This window comes from Crenobacter oryzisoli (genome assembly GCF_030385785.1).
Lineage (GTDB): Bacteria > Pseudomonadota > Gammaproteobacteria > Burkholderiales > Chromobacteriaceae > Crenobacter_A > Crenobacter_A oryzisoli.
This window is the reverse complement of the sequence record NZ_JAUEDK010000002.1, coordinates 145260-168057: the sequence shown is the minus strand read 5'-3', so window position 1 is coordinate 168057 and position 22798 is coordinate 145260. Positions and strand designations below refer to the sequence as shown.

20 protein-coding genes are annotated in these 22798 nt (G+C 63.5%); 13 read left to right on the top strand and 7 right to left on the bottom strand.

The features are described 5' to 3' along the window. Positions 1 to 7 precede the first annotated feature (7 nt). A complete protein-coding gene (locus QU481_RS01810; protein WP_289828158.1) occupies positions 8 to 3076 on the top strand; it encodes an efflux RND transporter permease subunit in 3069 nt (1022 codons plus the stop codon). Positions 3077 to 3260: 184 nt separating this feature from the next. Beyond that, a complete protein-coding gene (locus QU481_RS01805) occupies positions 3261 to 4268 on the top strand; it encodes a hypothetical protein (RefSeq protein WP_289828157.1) in 1008 nt (335 codons plus the stop codon). Positions 4269 to 4334: 66 nt separating this feature from the next. Here the strand turns inward: QU481_RS01805 and QU481_RS01800 are convergent, their stop codons facing one another. From QU481_RS01800 to QU481_RS01790, 3 genes are all read right to left on the bottom strand, one after another. Next, positions 4335 to 5732 (bottom strand): DEAD/DEAH box helicase, encoded by a 1398-nt coding sequence (locus QU481_RS01800; RefSeq protein ID WP_289828156.1) that lies wholly within the window; start codon positions 5730 to 5732, stop codon positions 4335 to 4337. Positions 5733 to 6093: 361 nt separating this feature from the next. Further along, positions 6094 to 6960 carry an NAD(P)-dependent oxidoreductase gene (locus QU481_RS01795; RefSeq protein WP_289828155.1) on the bottom strand — a complete coding sequence of 289 codons (867 nt, stop codon included), beginning with the start codon at positions 6958 to 6960 and terminating at the stop codon, positions 6094 to 6096. Between the two features lie 126 nt (positions 6961 to 7086). Further along, on the bottom strand, positions 7087 to 8274 hold the full coding sequence (locus tag QU481_RS01790; RefSeq protein ID WP_289828154.1) for a vWA domain-containing protein: 1188 nt from the start codon (positions 8272 to 8274) through the stop codon (positions 7087 to 7089). Positions 8275 to 8373: 99 nt separating this feature from the next. Between QU481_RS01790 and QU481_RS01785 the strand changes: the two genes are divergently transcribed. The 3 genes from QU481_RS01785 (at position 8374) to QU481_RS01775 (ending at position 12012) form a co-directional block, all read left to right on the top strand. After that, positions 8374 to 9813, top strand: a complete 1440-nt coding sequence (locus QU481_RS01785; RefSeq protein ID WP_289828153.1) for a coniferyl aldehyde dehydrogenase — start codon at positions 8374 to 8376, stop codon at positions 9811 to 9813. A gap of 73 nt (positions 9814 to 9886) precedes the next feature. Continuing rightward, positions 9887 to 10414: a twin-arginine translocation signal domain-containing protein gene (locus QU481_RS01780; protein ID WP_289828152.1), complete on the top strand. Its 528-nt coding sequence runs from the start codon at positions 9887 to 9889 to the stop codon at positions 10412 to 10414. Continuing rightward, positions 10411 to 12012, top strand: a complete 1602-nt coding sequence (locus QU481_RS01775) for a GMC family oxidoreductase (protein WP_289828151.1) — start codon at positions 10411 to 10413, stop codon at positions 12010 to 12012. The genes QU481_RS01780 and QU481_RS01775 overlap by 4 nt, the downstream gene beginning before the upstream one ends. On the opposite strand, the gene QU481_RS01770 is transcribed toward QU481_RS01775, so the two are convergent. Beyond that, on the bottom strand, positions 12009 to 12923 hold the full coding sequence (locus tag QU481_RS01770; protein WP_289828150.1) for a LysR family transcriptional regulator: 915 nt from the start codon (positions 12921 to 12923) through the stop codon (positions 12009 to 12011). The genes QU481_RS01775 and QU481_RS01770 overlap by 4 nt on opposite strands. Positions 12924 to 13024: 101 nt before the next feature. Here QU481_RS01770 and QU481_RS01765 point away from each other — a divergent pair, with 101 nt between their 5' ends. Continuing rightward, entirely contained in the window at positions 13025 to 14257 is a 1233-nt protein-coding gene (locus QU481_RS01765; protein ID WP_289828149.1) for an MFS transporter, read from the top strand. 69 nt (positions 14258 to 14326) lie between these two features. On the opposite strand, the gene QU481_RS01760 is transcribed toward QU481_RS01765, so the two are convergent. From QU481_RS01760 to QU481_RS01750, 3 genes are all read right to left on the bottom strand, one after another. Beyond that, a complete protein-coding gene (locus QU481_RS01760) occupies positions 14327 to 14971 on the bottom strand; it encodes a TetR/AcrR family transcriptional regulator (protein ID WP_289828148.1) in 645 nt (214 codons plus the stop codon). Between the two features lie 69 nt (positions 14972 to 15040). Then, positions 15041 to 15898, bottom strand: coding sequence for a mechanosensitive ion channel domain-containing protein (locus QU481_RS01755; protein ID WP_289828147.1), 858 nt, complete (start codon positions 15896 to 15898; stop codon positions 15041 to 15043). After that, entirely contained in the window at positions 15898 to 17508 is a 1611-nt protein-coding gene (locus QU481_RS01750) for a peptide chain release factor 3 (RefSeq protein WP_289828146.1), read from the bottom strand. The genes QU481_RS01755 and QU481_RS01750 overlap by 1 nt, the downstream gene beginning before the upstream one ends. 263 nt (positions 17509 to 17771) lie before the next feature. Here QU481_RS01750 and QU481_RS01745 point away from each other — a divergent pair, with 263 nt between their 5' ends. The 7 genes from QU481_RS01745 (at position 17772) to QU481_RS01715 (ending at position 22734) form a co-directional block, all read left to right on the top strand. Further along, positions 17772 to 18386, top strand: coding sequence for a riboflavin synthase subunit alpha (locus tag QU481_RS01745; RefSeq protein ID WP_289828145.1), 615 nt, complete (start codon positions 17772 to 17774; stop codon positions 18384 to 18386). Further along, a complete protein-coding gene (locus QU481_RS01740; protein ID WP_289828144.1) occupies positions 18386 to 19060 on the top strand; it encodes a Dph6-related ATP pyrophosphatase in 675 nt (224 codons plus the stop codon). The genes QU481_RS01745 and QU481_RS01740 overlap by 1 nt, the downstream gene beginning before the upstream one ends. A 68-nt stretch (positions 19061 to 19128) precedes the next feature. After that, positions 19129 to 20241: a bifunctional 3,4-dihydroxy-2-butanone-4-phosphate synthase/GTP cyclohydrolase II gene (ribBA, locus tag QU481_RS01735; RefSeq protein ID WP_289828143.1), complete on the top strand. Its 1113-nt coding sequence runs from the start codon at positions 19129 to 19131 to the stop codon at positions 20239 to 20241. A gap of 37 nt (positions 20242 to 20278) precedes the next feature. Beyond that, positions 20279 to 20746: a 6,7-dimethyl-8-ribityllumazine synthase gene (ribH, locus tag QU481_RS01730; protein WP_289828142.1), complete on the top strand. Its 468-nt coding sequence runs from the start codon at positions 20279 to 20281 to the stop codon at positions 20744 to 20746. A 50-nt stretch (positions 20747 to 20796) separates the two neighbouring features. Next, complete coding sequence (gene nusB, locus QU481_RS01725) at positions 20797 to 21246, top strand: transcription antitermination factor NusB (RefSeq protein ID WP_289828141.1); 450 nt, start codon at positions 20797 to 20799, stop codon at positions 21244 to 21246. A 65-nt stretch (positions 21247 to 21311) separates the two neighbouring features. Then, a complete protein-coding gene (gene thiL / locus QU481_RS01720; protein WP_289828140.1) occupies positions 21312 to 22262 on the top strand; it encodes a thiamine-phosphate kinase in 951 nt (316 codons plus the stop codon). Next, entirely contained in the window at positions 22246 to 22734 is a 489-nt protein-coding gene (locus QU481_RS01715) for a phosphatidylglycerophosphatase A family protein (protein ID WP_289828139.1), read from the top strand. The genes thiL and QU481_RS01715 overlap by 17 nt, the downstream gene beginning before the upstream one ends. Positions 22735 to 22798 lie beyond the last annotated feature (64 nt).

The following is a 22798-nucleotide window of genomic DNA, read 5'->3' as shown; positions in this document are numbered from 1 at the left end:
GGCGGCGATGAACTTCACCGATATCTTCATCCGGCGGCCCGTGCTGGCGACGGTGGTCAGCCTGCTCATTCTGGTGCTCGGCGTGCGCTCGCTGACGAGCCTGACGGTCAGGCAGTATCCGCGCACCGAGAACGCGGTGGTGACGATCACTACAGCCTACTATGGTGCCAACGCTGATACCGTGGCTGGCTTCATCACGCAGCCCTTGGAGGCGGCGATCGCTCAGGCTCAGGGCATCGATTATCTATCGTCAACCAGCACGACGGGTGTGTCGACCATTACCGCGACGCTGCGCCTCAACTACGACTCGAACCGGGCGCTGATTGAAATCTCCACACAGATCAATTCGGTGCGCAACCAATTGCCGCCGCAGGCCCAGCAGCCGGTCATCACCGTGCAGATCGGGCAGACCACTGACACCATGTACATGGGCTTTTACAGTGATGTCATGCCCGGCAATAGTGTGACCGACTATCTGCTGCGCGTGGTGCAGCCGAAGCTGGATGCGGTGGAGGGGGTGCAGACCGCCGAAATCCTTGGCGGCCGGCAGTTTGCATTGCGTGCATGGCTCGACCCGCAGCGCATGGCTGCGCACGGTGTGACTGCTGCCGATGTGTATACCGCACTGGGAAACAACAATTACTTGGCGACGCTCGGTACCACCAAAGGGCAGATGGTCAGCGTCGATGTCACTGCCAGTACCGATCTGCATAGCGTCGACGAATTCAAGCAGCTGGTGGTCAAGTCGAAGAACGGTGCGCTGGTGCGCCTGGAGGACGTTGCCAACGTCGTGCTCGGCGCCGACAACTACGATTTCAGCGTCGCGTTCAGCGGCAAACGCTCAGTGTTTATCGGTATCAAGACTGCGCCGGACGCCAACGTACTCGATGTGGCCAGGCGCGTGCGCAGCGTGTTCCCCACTATCCAGGCTCAGCTGCCAACCGGCTTGACCGGCAAAATCGTGTATGACGCCACCCAATTCGTTAACACTTCGATCAAGGAGGTGATCAAGACACTCGTCGAGGCGCTGTTGATTGTGATGGCCGTGATTTTCCTGTTCCTTGGCAGTCTGCGCGCAGTGATCATCCCGGTGATTGCGATGCCGCTGTCGCTGATCGGCACGTTCTTCGCGATGCTGGCGCTTGGCTATTCGATCAATTTGCTGACACTGTTGGCGCTGGTGCTCGCGATCGGGCTGGTAGTTGACGACGCGATCATCGTGGTGGAGAACGTCGATCGGCACATGAAGCAGGAAGGCCGACCACCGCTTGACGCCGCCTTGATGGCCGCGCGCGAGTTGGGTGGCCCCATCCTGGCGATGACCGTCGTGCTGGTGGCCGTGTATGTGCCGATTGGCTTTCAGGGGGGGCTGACTGGGGCGCTGTTTACCGAGTTCGCCTTTACGCTGGCCGGAGCGGTGACGGTATCGGGCGTCGTCGCGCTGACCCTGTCGCCGATGATGTGCGCGCGCTTTTTTCGAACCGAACAGGAGTCGGGGCGTTTCGTCCGCTTCGTCGACCGGCAGTTCGAGCGCGTGCATCACGGCTATCAGCGACTGCTGCACAGCTTGATGGAAACGTGGGTGGTGCTGGTCATCATGGGGGCGCTGCTGCTGGGGGCGGTGGTCTACCTGTTCATGACCTCGAAGTCCGAGCTGGCGCCGCAGGAAGATCAGGGCATCGTACTGGCGCAGTTGCAAGGACCGCCGAACGCGACGCTGCAGCAGATGCAGACGTATGCAGACCAGGTTTTCCAGTATTCACGCGATATGCCCGAATATGCGCAGATGTTCCAGTTGACCGGTGTGCCCGCCATCAATCAGGGGATTGGCGGTGTATTGCTCAAACCGTGGGATCAGCGGGAGAAGGACGCGCTGACGCTACAGCAGGAGTTGCAGCAGAAATGGGATCACATCGCCGGCGCGCGCGTGGCAGCATTCCAGTTTCCAGCGTTGCCCGGTGCGCGAGGACTGCCGGTGCAATTCGCTATCAACACCACCGAGCCATTCCAGAACCTGAACGAGGTGGCGCAAGCTGTGCTGGATAGGGCACGGGCCAGCGGCATGTTCTTTTTTGTCGATAGCGACCTCAAGATCGACAAGCCGCAGAGCACGCTCGTCGTCGATCGCGACAAGGTGGCGTCGCTGGGGCTTAACCAATCGGATGTGGGCGCGACGCTCAGTGCGGCACTGGGGGGGAATTACGTGAATTACTTCTCGATCTCTGGCCGCTCTTACAAGGTGATTCCGCAGGTGGAACAGGTCGACCGCCTCAACCCGTCGCAGATCCTCGATTATTACCTGCACGCGCCTGATGGGAGTGTATTTCCGGCCTCGACGGTGGCCCGTTTCGAGTCAAGCGTAGTGCCGGAGACGATCAACCATTTCCAGCAGCTCAACTCGGCGATCATCTCGGGGGTTCCGGTGGCGGGGGTCTCGCAAGGGGAAGTGCTGGATTATCTGCGCACCATCACCAACGAGGTGGCGCCAAGCGGTTACTCGATTGATTACTCTGGTTTGTCGCGCCAGTTTGTGCAGGAGTCGGGCGGCTTCGTCCCCACGCTGCTGTTTGCCATGATCATCGTGCTGCTGGTGTTGGCTGCGCAATTCGAAAGCTTCCGTGACCCAGTGGTGATTCTCGTGTCGGTGCCGATGGCACTGTTCGGGGCGCTGCTGTTTATTAACCTCGGGTTCTCCACGCTGAACATTTACACGCAGGTGGGGCTGGTGACGCTGATGGGGCTGATCAGTAAGCACGGCATTCTCATTGTGCAGTTCGCCAACGAGCTGCAGAGAGCGGGGCTCCCCAAGCGAGCAGCGTTGGAGCAGGCGGCCATCGTGCGTCTGCGGCCGATTCTGATGACCACTGCGGCGATGGTGCTCGGGGTGGCGCCGCTGGTGGTCGCCTCAGGGGCTGGGGCTGCGGGACGGCGCTCGATGGGGCTCGTCATTTTTACCGGCCTGTCTATCGGTACGCTGTTTACGCTGTTTGTGGTGCCGGCCATGTATATGTTCCTGGCTGCCGACCACCACCGCGAGGCTCGGCATGGTGGCACGTCACCTGAGCAGTCTGAGTGAGCCGATAGCAGTGAAACGGCCAGTTGCCAGCATCAATCTACCAGCGGGTGATCCAGGTCAAGTCGCTCACTAAATCTTTGTTTTCAATGGTGGTGGGCGGGTGTCATTCCTTCACAGTGGCCGGTTCGGGTCGTATCATGCCATTGTTGAGATGTCTTGCGATGTCAAGCTATTGGTGCCAGTCATGTCTGTTTCTTTCTTACGCCGCTTGGGCCTGTTTGGTTCCTCGCCCAAGATCTCTGCCGAGGTTCGGGAGGCTATCGATCCTTTCGTTCAGGCGGTCGCCCCCAAGCTGGCGTTGCTGTCCAACTATCGCAAGGTTCTGGAACAGCCGATGTCGCGTCTGCTCGATTACGCCAACGGTTTCTCAACGCGCATTCCCGAGCCGCTGGATCTGTCGCTGCGCAAATTCACTATGGATCCGCGGATCGGCATGTTCTTTGCCTCGCCGGTCAGCCTGCTCGAGACGATCGACAGCAGTGCGGCGCTGTCCGAATTCTTCGCTCAGCCACATCTCGGGGACGAGGCCTATGCGCTGCTGGTGATGCAGCGCAGCGAGAAGTCGCGCTTCGGCATGGGCAATGAAAATGGAACGCTGCGCGCTGACGTGCTGCAGAAGGTTGTGAGCTTCAATGCACACCGGCTGACCTTGGCCGAGCCGACGCCGGAGGCGTTCGCCGCCGCGCTGCGCAACCGCAGTGTGCAATTGTTGACTCAGGTGGTGGCAGCCAAGTTGGCCACACAGGATAGACGGCGCCAGCAGTTGGAGGCCGATCGCCAACGTCTGATGCTGCGCGTGGAGGCCGCGCGTCGCCAAGGGCAATGTATCGTGATCGACGGTACGCGCGATGGCAGTGAGGAGGAGGGCGATCTGGACAGCATGACGGCGAAGTTGGCTGCGGTGGAGAGCGAGCTGGCGTCGCTGAAGACCGCGGCGGAGTTACCCAATCGCTTGAACGCGGTGGCCGAGCTGATCGGTGCGCCCGAGCAGTTGCTGGGCATGCATCGTGCCTCGCTGCACCTGGACCGAATGGGCATCGTGCAGGAAGAGGAAAACGCCAACGCGCAGAACCTGCTGTGTTTCGAGGAAGTCGAAACGGGAGGGGAGTCTCCGGTGCGGCGGGTGGTGGTGCCGGTGCGGGTGACGCGCGAGGCGATCCGCGAGCTGGAAGACAGCGTCGCCTGCACCTGAGTCGTCCGCAGGCACGAAAACAAAAAATGGCACCCGAGGGTGCCATTTTTGCTGGAGATGCTTGGCTTAGTCGAAGCGACGGCCACCGTCGCGACGATCACGGCTGCCGCCGTCACGACCGCCGTAACCGCCTTCGCGGTTGCCGTAGCCGCTGCCGCTGCCGCTGCCGCTCGGCTTGCGACCAGCGTAGCTGCCGCCGTTGCCCGGCTTGCCGCCACCGTTGCCGCCAGTGCCACGACCGTAGCCGCCCGGCTTGCCGTTGCGACCGTAGCCGCCGCCGCCATTGCGGCGCGGACCATTGCTGCCGCCCTTCGGCACGCGACGGGTCGGCTCCATGCCGTCGATCACGCCTTCCGGCAGGGTGCGCTTCAGGTATTGCTCGATGCGGCGCACGCGGTGGTGTTCGCGCACTTCGGCAAGGGTGATGGCGGTGCCGTCACGACCGGCGCGACCGGTACGGCCGATGCGGTGCACGTAGTCCTCGGCCTGCTTCGGTAGGTCGTAGTTGACCACGTGGGTGATGGTCGGCACGTCGATGCCGCGGGCGGCCACGTCGGTGGCAACCAGCACCTTGATACGACCGCGACGCAGGTCGTTCAGGGTGCGGTTACGCCAGCTTTGCGGCATGTCGCCGTGCAGGCAGGCGGCCTGGTAACCTTGGTCGGACAGCTTGTCGGCCAGCTCTTCCGAGCCCACTTTGGTGGCGGTGAAGATCACGCACTGGTCGAAGCCGGCTTCTTTCAGGATCACGTCCATCAGGCGATCCTTGTGGCGCACGTCGTCGCAGTACATCAGGTGTTCGTCGATCTTGCCGCCATCGTCGACGCGGGCGATCTCGATGCGCTGCGGGTCACGGGTCATGCGCTCGGCCATGCGGCCGACCACGCCGTCCAGCGTTGCCGAGAACAGCAGGGTCTGGCGATCTGCCGGGGTGGCCTTGACGATTTCTTCGATGTCGTCAACGAAGCCCATGTCCAGCATGCGGTCGGCTTCGTCGAGGATCAGCACTTCCAGACGCGAGAAGTCGATGCGGCCCTGGCGCATGTGGTCCATCAGGCGGCCCGGGGTGGCAACAACGATGTCGACCGGACGCGAGAGCGCGCGGGTCTGGAAACCGAAGGAAGCGCCACCCACCAGGCAGGCGGTGCGCATCCAGCGCATGTTTTCGCCGTAGGTCTGGGCGTTCTTTTCAACTTGCTGGGCCAGTTCGCGGGTCGGGGTCAGCACCAGAACGCGCGGGCCTTTGCCCGATTTTTCGGAACGGTTGCTCAGCTTGTGCATCGACGGCAGCAGGAAGGCGGCCGTCTTGCCGCTACCGGTCTGTGCCGATACCAGCAGGTCGCGGCCAGCCAAGGCCGCCGGAATCGCTTCGGCTTGAACGCCCGTCGGGCTTTCATAGCCGGCAGCTTCCAGAGCTTGGGTGAGGGCCGGAGCCAAACCGATATCGGAGAATTTGATAGTCATGTAGTCAGTCCTGGGGTTGTACCCGGCGGACACACACTAGCGCGCCGATAGCGTAGGCAGAGCCTGGCAATCGGTGGGCAGTATCCGTGATTGGAGCCGGGTAACGGGCCGCATCTTTGGCGGCCAACACTCATCGGCACCAACCTGAACTGAAAGAGCCGCGAAGAAGGGCCGGAAACTAAAGCCGGCTAGAGACGGGGCGAAAAGCGAGGTCAGGGACGATGAAACAGTCGTGGAGGACGCTGTCCTCACAAGAGGGCGGACTATAGCGAACAAAGTGACTGTTTGGCAAGAACTTTTTGCATTGCAGCACTCGAGGCCGGTTTGGCCGGCCTCGGTGAGTGTCTCTGTATGAAGCAAATCAGCGATATAGCTCGATGATGCTAGACAGGTCGCGCTGGGCGTTGTCGCGCTCGGCGAACACTCGCATCAGCTGATCGGCCAATGCCGCTAGCGGTGTGCCGGCGCCGCATTCGCGGGCCACCTTGACCGCGGTGTCGAGGTCCTTGAGCAGGGTGGCGACCTTCCACTGCACCGGTTCGTGCTGGCCGGTGGCCATGCGCGGCACCAACATCTGGAACGGCTTGGAGTCGGCGAAGCCGCCGGCGAGCGCCGGGGCGAGCAGGGCGGCGTCAACGCCGTTGCGTTCGGCCAGCGACACCGCCTCGGCGATCAGCATGGCATTGGCGGCGACGATCAGCTGGTTGCACACCTTGGTGACTTGGCCAGCGCCGACCTCGCCCATGCGGGTGAGACGCTGAGACAACGGCAGCACCAGCGGGGCGATGCGCTCGACGTCCTCGGCGCGGCCCCCGGCCATGATCACTAGTGTGCCGGCCTCGGCACCGGGCACACCGCCGGATACCGGGGCATCGACCCAGTGCGCACCGCATTTGGCCTCAATCCGAGTGGCGAAGTCGCGGGTGGCGCTCGGTTCGATGCTGGAGAAGTCGATCACCAGCTGGCCGGCACGAGCATGAGTGACAATGCCGTCCTCGGCGAACAGTAGCGTTTCGACCGCGGCGGTGTCCGACACGCACAGCATCACCACGTCGACGCTATTGACTAGCTCGGCGACGCTGGCCGCCACCTTGGCGCCGGCCGCAGCCAGCGGCGCGCACTTGTCGACGGAGCGGTTCCAGACGGTGACATCGAAACCGACGTTGAGGAGCCGCTTGGTCATTTGGGTGCCCATCAACCCCAGGCCGATGAAGCCGATTTTTTCCATGATTGTCCCTGTTCTTGATCTTTATGCCTGCCAATTCGGCCACCCGCATGGCGTCTTTGTTGAGCGGTGAAATGGAAAGCAATTCCGAATTTTAGGGCTTGATGGTACTGCGTGGCCGCAGGCTTGTCATGTGCCGGCGCCGCCGCGCAGGCTGCGCATCGCCGCGTCGAGGCCAGCCAGTGTCAGCGGGAACATCCGGTCGCCGATCCGCTCGCGGATGATTTCGGTAGAGTGGCTATAGGCCCAGTGCGCCTCGGGCTCGGGGTTGAGCCAGGCGACGTGGCGGAAGTGGTCGGTCAGGCGCTTGAGCCAGACTTCGCCGGCCTCGGGGTTGTTGTGCTCGACGCTGGCGCCGGGGTAGACGATCTCATAGGGGCTCATCGCGGCGTCGCCGACGAAGATCAGCTTGTAGTCGCGGCCGAAAGTGTGGATCAGGTCCCAGGTCGGGATGGTGTTGCTCTGGCGGCGTGCGTTGTCCTTCCACACCCGCTCGTACACGCAGTTGTGGAAGTAGAAGTAGTCGAGGTGCTTGAACTCGGTCTTCACTGCCGAAAACAGTTCCTCGCACAGCCGCACGTGGTCGTCCATCGAGCCGCCGACGTCGAATAGCACCAGCACCTTTACCGCATTGTGCAGCTCCGGTGCCATCTTGATGTCGAGCAGGCCGCCGCGCGCGGCGGTGGCATGGATGGTGCCGTCGAGGTCGAGCTGTTCGGCGGAGCCCTGGCGGGCGAATTCGCGCAGGCGGCGCAGCGCCAGCTTGATGCTGCGAGTACCGAGCTCGACCGAGTCGTCGTAGTTGCGGAACTCGCGCTGGTCCCACACCTTGACCGCCTTGCGGTGGCGCGATTCCTGCTGGCCGATGCGCACGCCGGCCGGGTTGTAGCCGTAGGCGCCGAATGGACTGGTGCCGCCGGTGCCTATCCACTTGTTGCCGCCTTGGTGGCGTTCGTGCTGTTCGCGCAGCCGTTCGGCCAGCCTTTTCATTAGCTCGTCGTAGCCGAGTGCCTCGAGCTGCTGCTTCTCTTTGCCAGTGAGGAATTTCTCGACCTGCTTTTTGAGCCAGTCCTCAGGGATTGCCGTGGTCAGATCCTGCGGCAGCCCGTCCGCGCCGTTGAAGAACGCGCCGAATGCCTGGTCGAAGCGGTCGAAGTGCTTCTCGTCCTTGATCAGCGCGGCGCGCGACAGCACGTAGAAGTCGTCGAGGCTGCCGAAGGCCAGACGCGCGTCGAGCGCCTCGAGCAGGGTGAGGAATTCCTTCAACGACACCGGCAGGCCGGCGGCGCGCAGCGCGCAGAAAAAATCGAGCAGCATGTGACGGATGACAGGGGCTGGTTGGCGTGCTAGTCTTTTTAGAGTTTAAACTCTAAGCGATTGTTTGGCTGAATCGGCCGCACGACACGAGGATAGCATATGAACGTTCCGCAACAGCCCGGCGGCATGGTCGACCTACAGGCTGCCTTCGAGCGGCTGCAGGCGGTCAGCCGTCGTACACCGTTTCCATCCCTGGAGGAGCGCCAGCGCCAGTTGGCTGCTCTGGAGCAGCTGGTGCTCGAGCATCAGGACGAGTGGGCCGCGGCCGTGAATGCCGATTTCGGCCGGCGCAGTAAGGTGGAAACACGACTAATCGAGTTGTTTCCGACCATTGAGGGGGTGCGTCAGGCGCGCCGCGAACTGAAGCGTTGGATGCAGTCGCAGCGGCGCGGCGTGTCGTTGTGGTTCCAGCCAGCTACTGCCGAGGTAATGCCGCAACCCTTGGGCGTGGTCGGCATCGTGGTGCCGTGGAACTACCCGATCTTCCTCGCGCTCGGTCCTCTCAACGCCGCTCTCGCCGCCGGCAACCGGGCGATGGTGAAGATGTCCGAGTTCACACCGGCCTGCGGCGAGCTGTTCGCCAGGTTGGCCGAACGCTATTTCGGCGAGGATCTAGTCACTGTGGTCAACGGCGGGCCAGAGGTTGCGCAGGCATTCTCGGCGCTGCCGTTCGACCACCTGCTGTTTACCGGCTCGACCGCGGTCGGACGTCAGGTGATGCGCGCAGCTGCCGCCAACCTGACGCCGGTGACGCTTGAACTGGGCGGCAAGTCGCCAGTGATCGTCGCGCCGGGCTTCGACCCTCAGCGCGCTGCCGAGCGCATCGTGATCGGCAAGATGATGAACGCCGGCCAGACCTGTGTCGCGCCGGACTACCTCCTGGTCAGCGCTGACGACCGCGCCGAGCTGGTCGACGCGATCGGCAAACAGGCCGCGAGGCTTTATCCGAAGCTTGCCGACAACCCCGATTACAGCTACATCGTCAACGCTCGCCACATGGCGCGGTTGCACGGCTGGCTCGAAGAGGCGCGGCAGGCCGGTGCACAGATCGTCACAATCAACCCAGCGAGCGAAGACCTGGGCGAAGGACGGGTATTCCCGCTGACCCTGGTGTTCGACGCGCCGGAGCACTGCCTGCTGATGCAGGAGGAGATCTTTGGCCCCATCTTGCCGGTGGTCAGCTACCAGCATTTCGAGGAGGCGCTCGCCTACGTCAACCAACGGCCGCGTCCGCTGGCGCTCTATCTGTTCGACACCGACCTGCTACGCACCCGCCACGTGCTGCAGAGCACTGTGTCAGGCGGCGTGACGATCAACGACACAGTGCTACATGTCGGCCAGCACGAGCTGCCGTTCGGCGGCGTCGGCCCGTCCGGCATGGGACACTATCATGGTCACGAAGGCTTCGTGACCTTCTCCAAGATGAAGCCGGTGTTCCGCCAGCCGCGCCTGAACGGCATGTGGATGGTGCGGCCGCCGTACGGCGCCAAGGTCGAGTGGTTGCTCAAGCGCATGCTCGGCCGCGCTGGTAAAAAATAAGAGCCGCGGAACAAACTCATCCTGCTACTGCCTTGGCGCCGGTTGGCGCCCTACACAAGGGAATCCCTCAACGATGTTGACCCGTCGACAATTGATCAAGACCGGCGCCGTCGGCGCGGTGGCGCTGGTCGCTGCCGCCTATCTCGCCGGCCCGGCCGAGGAGCGCACCGTGCTGGGTGCCCAGCCGCTGGGCTTTCTCACCTCTCATGACATGCCCATCGTGCGGGCGATCGCGCCGGCGATGCTAGGCCTTGCGCCCGGCGGCGCCAACCCATCGCTCGACGAGCTGGTCGCCGGCGTCGACAAGGCGATCCTCGCGCTGCCAATAGCGGTACAGCAGGAGGTGCGCGAGCTGTTCGACCTGCTACAGAACCGCTGGCTGCGACGCTGGCTGGCGGGAGTGCATTCGCCGTGGGCCGACGTGCGGCCCGACGAGGCGGCGGCATTTCTGGCGCGCTGGCAGGACGGCGCGTTCGTGCTGTTGCGCACCGGCTACCAGGCGTTGCACAAACTCATCAATGCGGCGTGGTACGGCAATCCGAAGAGCTGGGCCGGCATCGGCTACCAGCAGCCGGCCCGGGTGATGGAGGTGCTGCCATGAGTATCGTCGACCCGATCGCAGAAGGGCTGGCTCGTGGCTGGAAAGTCACCGACGGCGCCACGCTGACCGGGGATCTGAGCCTTTCGGCCGACGTGGTGATCGTCGGCAGCGGCGCCGGTGGCGGCATGACGGCCGAACGGCTTGCGAAGGCCGGGCTGTCGGTAATCCTGGTCGAGGAGGGAGCGCTGAGAAGCTCGCGCGACTTCCGGCTCGACGAGGCAAAGGCTTACCCCGAGTTGTACCAGGAGGCCGCCAACCGCCAGACCGCCGACAAGGGTATCACCATCCTGCAGGGGCGCACCGTCGGCGGTTCCACCGTGGTCAACTGGACCAGTTCGTTCCGCACGCCGCCAGAGACGTTGGCCTACTGGCGCGACTGGCTGGGGCTGAAGGATCTGACCGATGCGGCGCTCGCGCCGTGGTTCGAGTTGGCCGAACAGCGGCTGAGCGTGTCGGACTGGCAGATCGAGCCGAACCCGAACAACAGCCTGCTCGGCAAGGGCTGCGAGGCGCTCGGCATCAGTCACGGCCGGGTGCGACGCAATGTGAAGGGGTGCTGGAACCTCGGCTACTGCGGCATGGGGTGTCCGACCAACGCCAAACAGTCGATGCTGGTGACGACGATTCCGGACGCGCTCGACGCCAGCGCCCGCTTGCTGACCCGGGTGCGAGTGGAGCGGCTGTTGACCAGCGAGGACGGCTCGCGCGTCGAGCTGGTAGGTGCCGTGGCGCTCGACGCCACCGGAATCCGGCCGACAGGCCGGATGGTGACGCTACGTGCCAAGGAAATCGTGCTGTCAGCCGGTGCGATCGGCACGCCGGCGATCCTACTGCGCAGCCAGCTGAAGGACCCGCTGCGGCTGACTGGCACGCGTACCTTTCTGCACCCGGTCTGTCTGTCCGGCGCGCAGTTCGCCGAACGGGTCGAACCGTTCAATGGCGCGCCGCAGACGGTGTATTCCGACCACTTCCTGCGCGTCGACGCGATCGACGGCGCGGTCGGCTACAAGCTGGAGGTGCCGCCGGTGCATCCGATGTTGGCCGCGGTGACCTTGTGCGGTTTCGGGCAACGGCACGCCGAGCTGATGCAGACGCTGCCGAATATGCAGGTGACGCTGGCACTGCTGCGCGACGGCTTCAACCCAGGCAGCATGGGCGGCAAGGTGGTGTTGCGCGATGACGGCACGCCGGTGCTCGACTACCCGATCAGCGACACGCTGTGGGATGGCATCCGCCGCGCCTGGCTGACAATGGCTGAGGTGCAGTTTGCCGCCGGTGCGCAGAGCGTGCTGACGATGCACGAGCTGGCCCGTCCGGTGAAAAGCTGGGCCGAGGCGAAGCGGCAGATCAACAACCTGCCGCTCAAGCCGGTGCTAGCGCGGGTGGTCAGCGCGCACGTGATGGGCGGCGCGGCAATGGGGCCGGATGAGCAGAGCGGGGTGGTCAATGCGTTCGGCCAACATTGGCAGGTGAAAAACCTGACGGTGATCGACGGCTCGGTGTTCCCGACCAGCATTGGCGCCAACCCGCAGTTGTCGGTGTACGCGTTCGCTTTGCGGGCCGCCGATGCCTTGCAAAAGCGGATGGCGGGGGGCTAAGAGGGCGGGGTTGTAGAGCGGGAGGCATCCATCTCCCCGAGCAGCTCGATGAAATGCGCCACCAGCGGTGAGGTGTCGTTCACGCGTGTCGCTAGCGAGGCGATGCTCACCGCGCCTGCATCGCTCAGCGGTCGATAACACACGCCCTCCACCTGGATGCACGACAGCGGCCCCGGCAGGATGCTGACGCCGAGGCCTGCCGCGACCAAGCCGATCAGCGTGGTGCCTTCGCGTGCTTCCTGCACCACTTGCGGGCGAAAACCCAGTTCGTCGCACAGGTGCATCAGGTGGCGGTACAGCCCCGTGCCGGCCGCGGCGGGATACATCACAAACGGCTCGTCGCGCAGCTGCGCCAGGCTGACGGTGCTCTGCGCGGCCAGCGGATGGTCGTCGCGCGTCACCACGACCAGCGGGTCGACCAGCAGCTGGCGCAGCGCCACTTCCTGCGGCACGTCGACATCGGGCAGGCGCACGATGCCGATGTCGAGCTCGCTAGAGGCTATGGCGGCCAGCTGGTTCTGCGTCATCATCTCGCGTAGGGCCAGCGTCACGTCCGGGTAACGCTGGCGATAACGGTGGATCAGCCTTGGGAGAAAGCTCGTGAACGGCAGCGACGGAGTGAAACCGATGCTCAGCTCGCCAACTTCGCCCAGCTCTGCGCGGCGGGCATCCTCGGCGGCGCTGGCGGTGTCTTGCAGGATGGCGATGGCGCGGGGCAGGAAGCGCTCCCCGGCGCTGGTCAGCTCGACACGGCGGCGGGTGCGGTTGAACAGCATCACGCCCAGCTCGGCCTCCAGTGCCTGGATCTGCTGGCTGAGCGGTGGCTGGCCGATGTGCAGTTTCTCGGCGGCACGGGTGAAGTTAAGCTCCTCAGCCACCGCGATGAAATAGCGCAGGTGTCGCAGTTCCATTCATATGTTTAAGCGATCAATACAGCTAGAAATATATATTGGACTGTCAGTTTGGCCAATTCGTATGATGGGTTCATCGAAGTCGTTTGCCTGTTAAAACCATGAACGCCCCGCTTGTGTCCGGCCGCATCCGTGCCGGGACCCCCGAATACCGTCGTACCAATATCGCCTTGTTTCTCGGCGGCTTTTCCACCTTCTGGCTGCTGTACTGGGTGCAGCCGCTGTTGCCGTTGTTTGCCCGTGTGTTCGGGCTGAGTCCGGCCGCCAGCAGTGTCGCGTTATCGGCGTCGACCGGTGGTATGGCGCTGGCGCTGCTGCCGGCGAGCTTCCTGTCCGATCGCTTCGGGCGCAAGCCGGTGATGTGCGTAGCGATGTTGCTGGCGGCGGTGCTGACCGTACTGACTGCCGAGGCGCCGAGCTTTGCCAGCCTCCTGGTGCTGCGGACGTTGTCCGGTATCGTGCTGGCCGGCTTGCCGGCGGTGGCGATGGCGTACCTTGCCGAAGAGATCGATCCGGAGTCGCTGGGCTCGTCGATGGGGCTCTATATCGCCGGCACGGCCTTGGGTGGCATGAGCGGCCGGCTGGTGACGTCGCTGGTGGCCGACCTGACATCCTGGCGCGTTGCAGGGACGTTGGTCGGCTCAGTCGGTTTGCTGGCGGCCCTGGTGTTCTGGCGCAATCTGCCGGCGTCGCGCCATTTCGTGTCGCGCGAGCTGCCGCTGTCGGCCAGTGGCCGCCAGTCGCTGTGGCAGTCGGTGCGCGACCAATTCGGCGATGCCGGCTTGCCGTGGCTGTTTGTGGTGGGTTTCTTGCTGATGGGTTGCTTTGTCAGCCTGTACAACTACATCGGTTTCAGACTGGAGGCCGCACCGTTCGGCCTGCGTGACAGCACCATCGGCGCGATCTTTACGCTGTATCTGGTCGGCACTTTTGCATCGACCTGGTCGGGCCGGCTCGCCGACCGTATCGGCCGCCGCCATGTGCTGTGGGGGATGAAGGCGCTGATGCTGACAGGCCTACTGCTGACGCTGGCCAACTGGCTGCCGCTCGTCATCGTCGGCATCGGCCTGTTCACCTTTGCCTTTTTCGGCGGGCACACGGTGGCGAGCAGTTGGGTGGGGCGTCGCGCCGGCAGTGCCAAGGCGCTGGCCGCCTCGCTGTACCTGAGCTGCTACTACCTGGGTTCCAGTCTGGTCGGTTCGCTGTCCGGGCTGTTCTGGGCGCACGACCAGTGGACCGGGGTGTGCCTGGCGTTGGCGGCGATCGTGCTATTGAGCCTCGCGGTGGCGCTGCGGCTGCGCCGTTTGCCGGCAAAGGTGTTCGAAACGCTTTAGGCCGCTTCGCAACAAGAAAATGGCCTGTGCGGCATCACGCTGCACAGGCCATTTTGATTCGTGGGGTCTTCAGCCCGCGTAACGGGCTGCCAACAGGTTGAACACCGGCATGAAATCGGCTTGGACGTAGGGCTTGAGCAGCGACAACACCTGACGTACGCCACGGCGGCTCGATGCTTCGGTAATCGGCGCGTCGGGCCAAGCGGTTTGCTCGAACGCAAACCAGAACTTGACCACCAGCCAGATATTGAGCGTGATCGGCTCGATGTCGGCCTCGTCCATCTTCAGCAGCCCCAGCTTGATGAACTCGCGGAAGAAGCCAGCGAGGATATCCTTCAATTCTGTGTGCACGAACTGGTTGTAATCCGACTGCATCTGCGGATTGCGCGCCAAGAGACCTGGCAGGTCGTAGAACATGAAGCGGAACTGCCACATCGCCAGGAAGGCAGTATCGAGGTAGTTCACCAGATCGTCTGTCGTCATCTGGCGGTCGGTCGGCACCGACAACCGTGCGTTGATGAAGTCGCGATACTGCAGGAAGATCTGGTAGACGATCTCTTCCTTGTTGCGGAAGTGGTAGTACAGATTGCCCGGGCTGATGCCCAGGTGAGCGGCGATGTGATTGGTGGTGATGCTGCGCTCGCCCTGCTCGTTGAAGAGCTTCAGGCTCTCCTGAACGATGCGGTCGTAGGTCTTGATGCGCGTCTTGCTCATGGCAACGGGAGGGGTGATTCGGTCACGTAAAACGCAAGCATATCACATGTTTGAAGCAATTGCTCTAATTCACGGAGCGGTTGCTTCCGGTGCGGGCTTGCCATAGGTTTGGAACATGAAACGATGCAGGATCGCCTGCTCTACGCGGTGCCGTTCCTTGGCCGGGATCGCGATGCGCAGGATCAGTCGGTACTGCTTTTCATCGACCGGCTGGATCGCCACTCGCGGCTCGACCGACGGGATGTCGATCAGGTAACGCGCTTCGATGTGGTTCATGTGGCGGCGTGCGTCGGCGAGGAAGGGGTCGCAGATGCTGCGCGCGGTGTCGAGCAGCATCGCTTCGGTGCTGGCCGGATCGAGCGAGTACGACGCCGGCACGGTGATCACGTGCACGACGAAATCGCCCATGTAGTTCTCGCGGATCACCGCGTTGGTCAAGAGCAGGCTGTTGGGCAGGCTGATCGCCCGCCCGGTCAGTTGGTGCGCCGCGTGGCTCGGGCCGATCTCCATGATCGTGGTGGAGAACACCGTGATGTCGACCACCCGCCCGCGGTGCTGGCCAACCTCGATATGGTCGCCGAGCGTGTAGCTGTTGCTCATCGTGCGCAGGAACGCGCCGCCGATGCACATGATCAGCTCCTTGGTCGCGACCACCATCGCGGCGGCAAACGCCACCATCGACAGCGCGAACGCTTCCAGCTCGCGTGCCCAGATCGTCAACAGTCCGAACACGCCGAGCAGGAAACCGGCGTTGCGCAGATTCACCGACCAGCGCCGCCGCGCCTCGATCGGGATGTGCGGGTTGGCCGACAGCGAGCGCAGGATCACCGCCCGGCCGATGACCAGGAGCACGATCAACCCGACCGACCGAGTTAGATCGACGATGTAGCCGTGCTCGAGGTGGTTGAACCAGTCGGCGATCGCCATCAGTCGTTGAGCTTCACCGCGTGTTCGCGGGTTTCGTGGAACACGATGTCAGGCCAGCGCTCCTGCGTCAGCTGCATATTGACGCGGTTCGGCGCGAGGTAGGCGAGGTTGCCGCCGGCGTCGATCGACAGGTTGTGCAGGTTGGCCTTCTCGAATTCGTCGAGCTTCTTGCGGTCGTCGCAGGATACCCAGCGCGCCGACCAGATGCTGGCCGAATCGAACACCGCGTCGACGCCGTATTCGGCTGCCAGGCGCGAGGCCACCACTTCGAACTGCAGTACGCCGACCGCACCGAGGATCAGGTCGCCGCCGCTGTGCGGCTTGAACACCTGCACCGCACCTTCTTCGCCCAGCTGCTGCAGACCCTTCTGCAACTGTTTGAGCTTCAGCGGGTTCTTGATGCGCACCGAGCGGAACAGCTCCGGCGCGAAGAACGGGATACCGGTGAAGGCGAGTTGCTCGCCCTCGGAGAAGCTGTCGCCGATCTGGATGTTGCCGTGGTTCGGGATGCCGATGATGTCGCCGGCGAACGCTTCCTCGACGATCTCACGGTCGTGCGACATGAAGGTCACCACGCTGGACGCTGCGATGTCGCGGTTCAGGCGTAGGTGCTTCATCTTCATGCCACGCTCGAACTTGCCCGAGCACACGCGCAGGAAGGCGATGCGGTCGCGGTGTTTCGGGTCCATGTTCGCCTGGATCTTGAACACGAAGCCGGAGAACGGCTCTTCGGTCGGCGCCACGTCGCGCAAGGTAGCGTCACGCGGGGCCGGCATCGGCGCCCAGTCGATCAGCGCGTTCAGGATTTCGCGCACGCCGAAGTTATTGATCGCCGAGCCGAAGAACACCGGGGTCAGTTCGCCGGCCAGGAATTCTTCCAGGTTGAACTCGTTCGACGCGCCCTTAACCAGTTCGATCTCCATGCGCAGCTGTTCCATTTCGAGCGGGAACAGTTCGTCCAGGCGCGGATTGTCGATGCCCTTGATCACTTCCAGGTCAAGCGAGACCTTCTCGGCGCCGGCTTCGAACAGCAGCACTTCGTCACGCAGCATGTGGTAGACGCCGCGGAAGGTCTTGCCCATGCCGATCGGCCAGGTCACCGGCGCGCAGCGGATCTTCAGCACGTTCTCGACCTCGTCGAGCAGCTCCAGCGAATCGCGCACCTCACGGTCGTACTTGTTCATGAAGGTGACGATCGGGGTGTTGCGCAGGCGGCAGACGTTGAGCAGCTTGATGGTCTGCTCCTCCACGCCTTTGGCGGCGTCGATCACCATCAGTGCGCTGTCCACCGCGGTGAGCACGCGGTAGGTGTCTTCCGAGAAGTCCTGGTGGCCCGGGGTGTCGAGCAGGTTCACGGTGTGGTCGCGGTAGTCGAACTGCATCACCGACGATGCGACCGAAATGCCCCGCTGCTTCTCGATTTCCATCCAGTCGGAGGTGGCGAACTTGCCGGTTTTCTTGCCTTTCACCGTACCGGCCATCTGGATCGCGCCCGAGAACAGCAGCAGCTTCTCGGTCAGCGTGGTCTTACCCGCGTCGGGGTGGGAGATGATGGCGAAGGTGCGGCGACGGGCGACTTCATCGGAAATACGGGCAAGTTCGGCGGACATGGCGATTCGGGCTGCGTAAAACAAAACAGGTGATTTTACCTTAAGAACCTGCTGCGATGGGGGATTTGCGTTTCGCGTCGCCGTGTTGCACGCGGTGGCTCCGGCTCCAGCCTCCTCAATGTGCAGGTGTGGCGGCAGGACCAAAGCCGCGGCAAGGGCTCAAACGATTGTTCGGCCAGCTCGGCGGGGAGGGTGGTTTCGGCTATCATGAGACTTTGGCCGGCCGCCTCCCGGCGGCCGGTCTTGTCTCCATGAGGCCTAGCATGTTCACCGGTATCGTCCAGGGCACGGCCGAAGTCGTCGCCATCGAAGAAAAACAGAATTTCCGCACCCACATCCTGCGCCTGTCGGCCGAGTTGCTGCCCGGCATCGAGTTGGGCGCGTCCATCGCTCACAATGGCTGTTGCCTGACAGTGACCCGCGTCGACGGCGACTTGGTGTCGTTCGACCTGATGCAGGAGACGCTGCGCGTTACCAACCTGGGCCAGCTCAAGGTGGGTGACCGCGTTAACGTTGAGCGCGCCGCCAGGTTCGGCGACGAGATCGGCGGCCACTCGATGTCCGGCCACATCATCGCCCTGGCCGAGGTGCTGGAGGTGATTGATACCCCGAACAATCGCACCGTGTGGTTCCGTCTGCCGGCTGAGTACGCTCGCTATGTGTTTACCAAGGGCTACATTGGCATCGACGGCTGCAGCCTGACCATCGGCGAGGTGAAGGGTGACGCTTTCTGCGTCCACCTGATCCCGGAAACCCTGCAGCGTACCAACCTGGCGTGGCGCAAGGCTGGCGACGCAATCAATATCGAGATCGATCCGCAGACCCAAGCCATCGTCGACACCGTCGAGCGGGTGATGGCGCAGCGGGGCCAGGGCTGATGACAGTGGCCGGCCGGCGCTTTGTGGCATCTTGGAGCGGTGGCAAGGATTCCTGCCTGGCGCTGTATCGCACGCTTAAGGTTGGTGGGCAGCCGCTGGCGCTCTTCAATATGTTCGACGAGGTCGGCGCGCGCAGCCGCTCGCACGGCGTGCGTCCCGAAGTAATGCAGGCGCAGGCGGCGGCGCTCGGCCTGCCGCTTGTCACCGCCAACGCCAGTTGGCAGAGCTACGAGGAAGTCTTCTTCGAGTCGATGCAGCGTTTTCGCGCCGACGGCACTCAGTTCGCTGTGTTCGGCGATATCGATCTCGATGCCCACCGCGAGTGGGAGGAAAAGGTCTGCGCGCGCGCCGGGCTCGAAGCTAACCTGCCGCTGTGGCAGGAGCAGCGCATCGACCTGGTTAACGAATTCGTCGCCGCCGGATTCAAGGCGGTGATTGTGGTGGTCAATGAACAGCTGATGCCGTCCGACGGTTATTTGGGCGCTACGCTCGACGTGGCGCTGATCGAGAAGATGGTCGCCGACGGCATCGACCCGTGCGGCGAGGCTGGGGAGTTCCACACGCTGGTGGTGGATGGCCCCTTGTTCGGCCACCCCTTGCCGTTGGTCGAAATGGCCCGACACCATCAGGATGGCTACGCCATGCTTGAATTTGGGCTGGCCACACCCACCTGACGCGTCAAGCATTCAACATTGCGGGTGCCCGGCCCCGGTCGCAGGCCCGCTTACAAAGGCAGAGTGAAATGAGCATTTCCCCGATTCAGGACATCATCGCCGACATCAAGGCCGGCAAAATGGTCGTGCTGGTGGACGCCGAAGACCGCGAGAACGAAGGTGACCTGGTGATGGCCGCCGAGCACATCACCCCGGAGGCGATCAACTTCATGGCCAAGTACGGCCGCGGCCTGATCTGCCTGACGCTGTCGGCCGAGCGCTGTCGCCAGCTCGACCTGCCGCTGATGGTTAGCAACAACGGCACGGTCTACAGCACCAACTTCACCGTGTCGATCGAAGCCGCCGAGGGCGTGACCACCGGCATCTCCGCTGCCGACCGCGCGCGCACCGTGCTCGCCGCGGTGAAGAAGGACGCCAAGCCGTCCGACCTGGTGCAGCCGGGCCACATATTCCCGCTCAAGGCGCAGCCGGGCGGCGTGCTGGTGCGCGCCGGCCATACCGAGGCTGGCTGCGACCTGTCGCAGTTGGCAGGCCTGGAGCCGGCCGGCGTGATCTGCGAGATCATGAACGACGACGGCACCATGGCGCGCCTGCCGGACCTGATCGAATTCGCCAAGGAACACGACCTGAAGATCGGCACCATCGCCGACCTGATCCACTACCGCAGCCAGACCGAATGCCTGATTGAAAAGGTCGGCTCGCGACAGGTCGACACCCCGTGGGGCAACTTCGAGCTGTTCGCCTTCCGCGATGCGCTGACCCGCGCCACCCACCTGGCGCTGGTGAAGGGCAAGCCGCAGCCGGGCGTGGAAACGCTGGTGCGCGTGCACGAGCCACTGTCGGTGATGGACCTGATCGATCCGCTCGGCCGTGCGCACAGCTGGACCATTCCGAACGCGCTGGAACAGATCGAGGAGGCCGGCTGTGGCGTAGTGGTGCTGCTGCACGGTACCGAGACCGGCGACCTGCTGCTGGAGCGGGCGCTGCCGTCGGCTGATGCACCGAAGGCGCCGAAGTGGGACAGCAAGGCCTTTGGCATCGGCGCGCAGATGCTCTCCTCGCTCGGCGTCGGCAAGATGAAGCTGATGGCAAGCAAATCCAGCCTGCCTAGCCTGACCGGCTTCGGCCTGGAAGTGACCGGCTTCATCCAGCCGGAACACGTCCACATCGAAATCGGTTAAAATCGCGCCCTTTCTGACATTTCGCTGCGAGAACACCATGCTTGACGCTATCAAACGCTTGGAACCCAACCTCGACGGCCAAGCCCTGCGCATCGGTATCGTGCAGGCTCGTTTTTCCGAGAACATCTGCCACGGCTTGCGCGACGCTTGCCTCACCGAGCTGAGCCGCTTGGGCGTGAAGGCCGAAAACGTGACGCTCGCGACCGTGCCTGGCGCGCTCGAAGTGCCGCTGGTGCTTCAGAGCATGGCCAAGAGCGGCCGTTTCGATGCGCTGGTGGCGCTGGGTGCGGTGATTCGCGGCGAGACCTATCACTTCGAACTGGTGTCTAACGAGTCTGGCGCGGGCGTTACCCGTGTCGGTCTCGACGCCGGTATTCCGATTGCAAATGCGATCCTCACCACCGAGAACGACGAGCAGGCCGAAGTGCGCATGCTGGAGAAGGGGGCCGACGCCGCCCGCGTCGCGGTGGAAATGGCCAACCTGCAATCCGCCTTGCGCGCGTAAGGCGGGCCATTTGGCCCGTCTTGCCCGCCCCGATCTTTAAAGGAAGTCTCATGAAAACCGCACGACGCCGTGCCCGCGAGTTTGCCGTTCAGGGCATCTACGAATGGCAACTTAACTCCGACCGTCCGGCTTCGATCATCGAACGGCACCTGCGCGAGAACGATTACTTCTCTAAGGCCGATGAGGCGCTGTTCCGCGCCATCCTGTTCGGCGTGCTGAACGATCCGAATACCTTGTCCGCACGTCTTGCTCCGTACTACGAGCGCCCGGCCGACGAGGTCAGCCCGGTTGAACGCGCCATCTTGCTGATGGCCGCGCACGAGCTGATCAACCACGTCGAGACGCCGTACCCGGTGATCATCAACGAGGCGATCGAGATCGCCAAAACCTTCGGTGGCACCGATGGTCACAAGTTTGTGAACGGTGTGCTCGATAAGCTGGCCGCCGATGTGCGAGCCGACGAAGTGGCTGCGCAGCGCGCCAAGCGTCGCGATGCCTGAGTGCTGTCGCACTGCCTGCAACACCCGCCGCTGGCGGGTGTTTTGCTGTCTGAACCGGTAAAACGATGAACGAATTTGATCTGATTCGCCGCTATTTCACCCGCAGCGCACCCAATGCGGTACTCGGTGTTGGTGATGACGCTGCGATCGTCCGCCCGTCGCCCGGCTGCGACCTGCATGTGTCGGTCGATATGCTGGTGGAAGGGCGACACTTTTTCGCCGATGTCGACCCGCGTGCGCTTGGCCACAAGACGTTGGCGGTCAATTTGTCCGATATGGCAGCAATGGGCGCGGTGCCACGCTGGGTGGTGCTGTCGGTGGCGCTGCCAACGATGGACGAGTCGTGGGTCGCGGCGTTTGCCGATGGCTTCTTCGGTCTGGCCGAACGCTATGGCGTGGCGGTGATCGGCGGCGATACCACGCGCGGCCCGCTGACGCTGTCGGTGACGGTGTTCGGCGAGACGCCACATGGCCAGGCGCTGCGCCGCGATGCCGCTCAGGTCGGCGACGATATCTGGGTCAGCGGCGAACTGGGCCTCGCCGCGCTGGCGGTGCGCCGGCGCCTGAAGGGCGATGTGGAACCACCGGCCGAGGTACTGGCCGCCGCGCAGCAGCGGCTCGACTGGCCGACCCCGCGCGTCGAACTCGGGCAGGCGCTGCTGCCGCTGGCGCGCGCCTGCCTCGATGTGTCGGACGGTCTTGCTGGCGACCTGCAGCACATCCTCGAACGCTCCAACGTCGGTGCGACGCTGAATTTTGATGAGCTGCCGACCGCGCCATGGCTGGCCGAGCGGCGTCGGGAGCTGGCAGACTGTATCGCCGCAGGTGGCGACGATTACGAGCTGCTGTTTACCGCCGACCCGGGGCAGCACGACGCGATCGCCGCGCTGGCGAATCAACTGGGCGTGCGACTGACCCGTATCGGCCGCATCGATGCCGAGGCCGGTCTGCGCGTCACCGATGCGGCGGGCCAGCCGCTGACCTTGACCAGGATGGGTTATGACCACTTCGCTTAAGCCAGACTGGGCTTTTTTGCGTCGCCACCCGGCGCATTTCATTGCCTTCGGCTTCGGCTCAGGTCTGGCGCGCAAGGCGCCGGGTACTTGGGGTACGCTGGTAGCGCTGCCATTGGCAGCGCTATGGATGGGGGCGGGGCTCTCTGCCAACCTGTTGCTGGCCGCCTGCATGCCGCTGTTTGTGCTCGGCTGCTGGGTGTGTGGAGTCACTGGCAGGGCGTTGGGCGTGCACGACTACGGCGGTATCGTGTTCGATGAGATTGTCGCAATGCTGGCGGTGCTCGCGTTGGCGCCGCCGACTGCACTCGGCTGGTTGGTGGCGTTCTTGCTGTTCCGCTTGTTTGATATTGCGAAACCATGGCCGATCCGCTGGGTCGACTCTAAGGTGCACGGCGGCTTCGGTGTTATGGTCGACGATGTGTTGGCCGCGGTAATGGCAGCGATCGTAATGCGGCTGCTGCCGCCAATGTAGAAAAGCAAAAGGCTTTTCAGCACGAACCCCACGAAAAAACACGAAATAAAGCTGGAACGTTCGT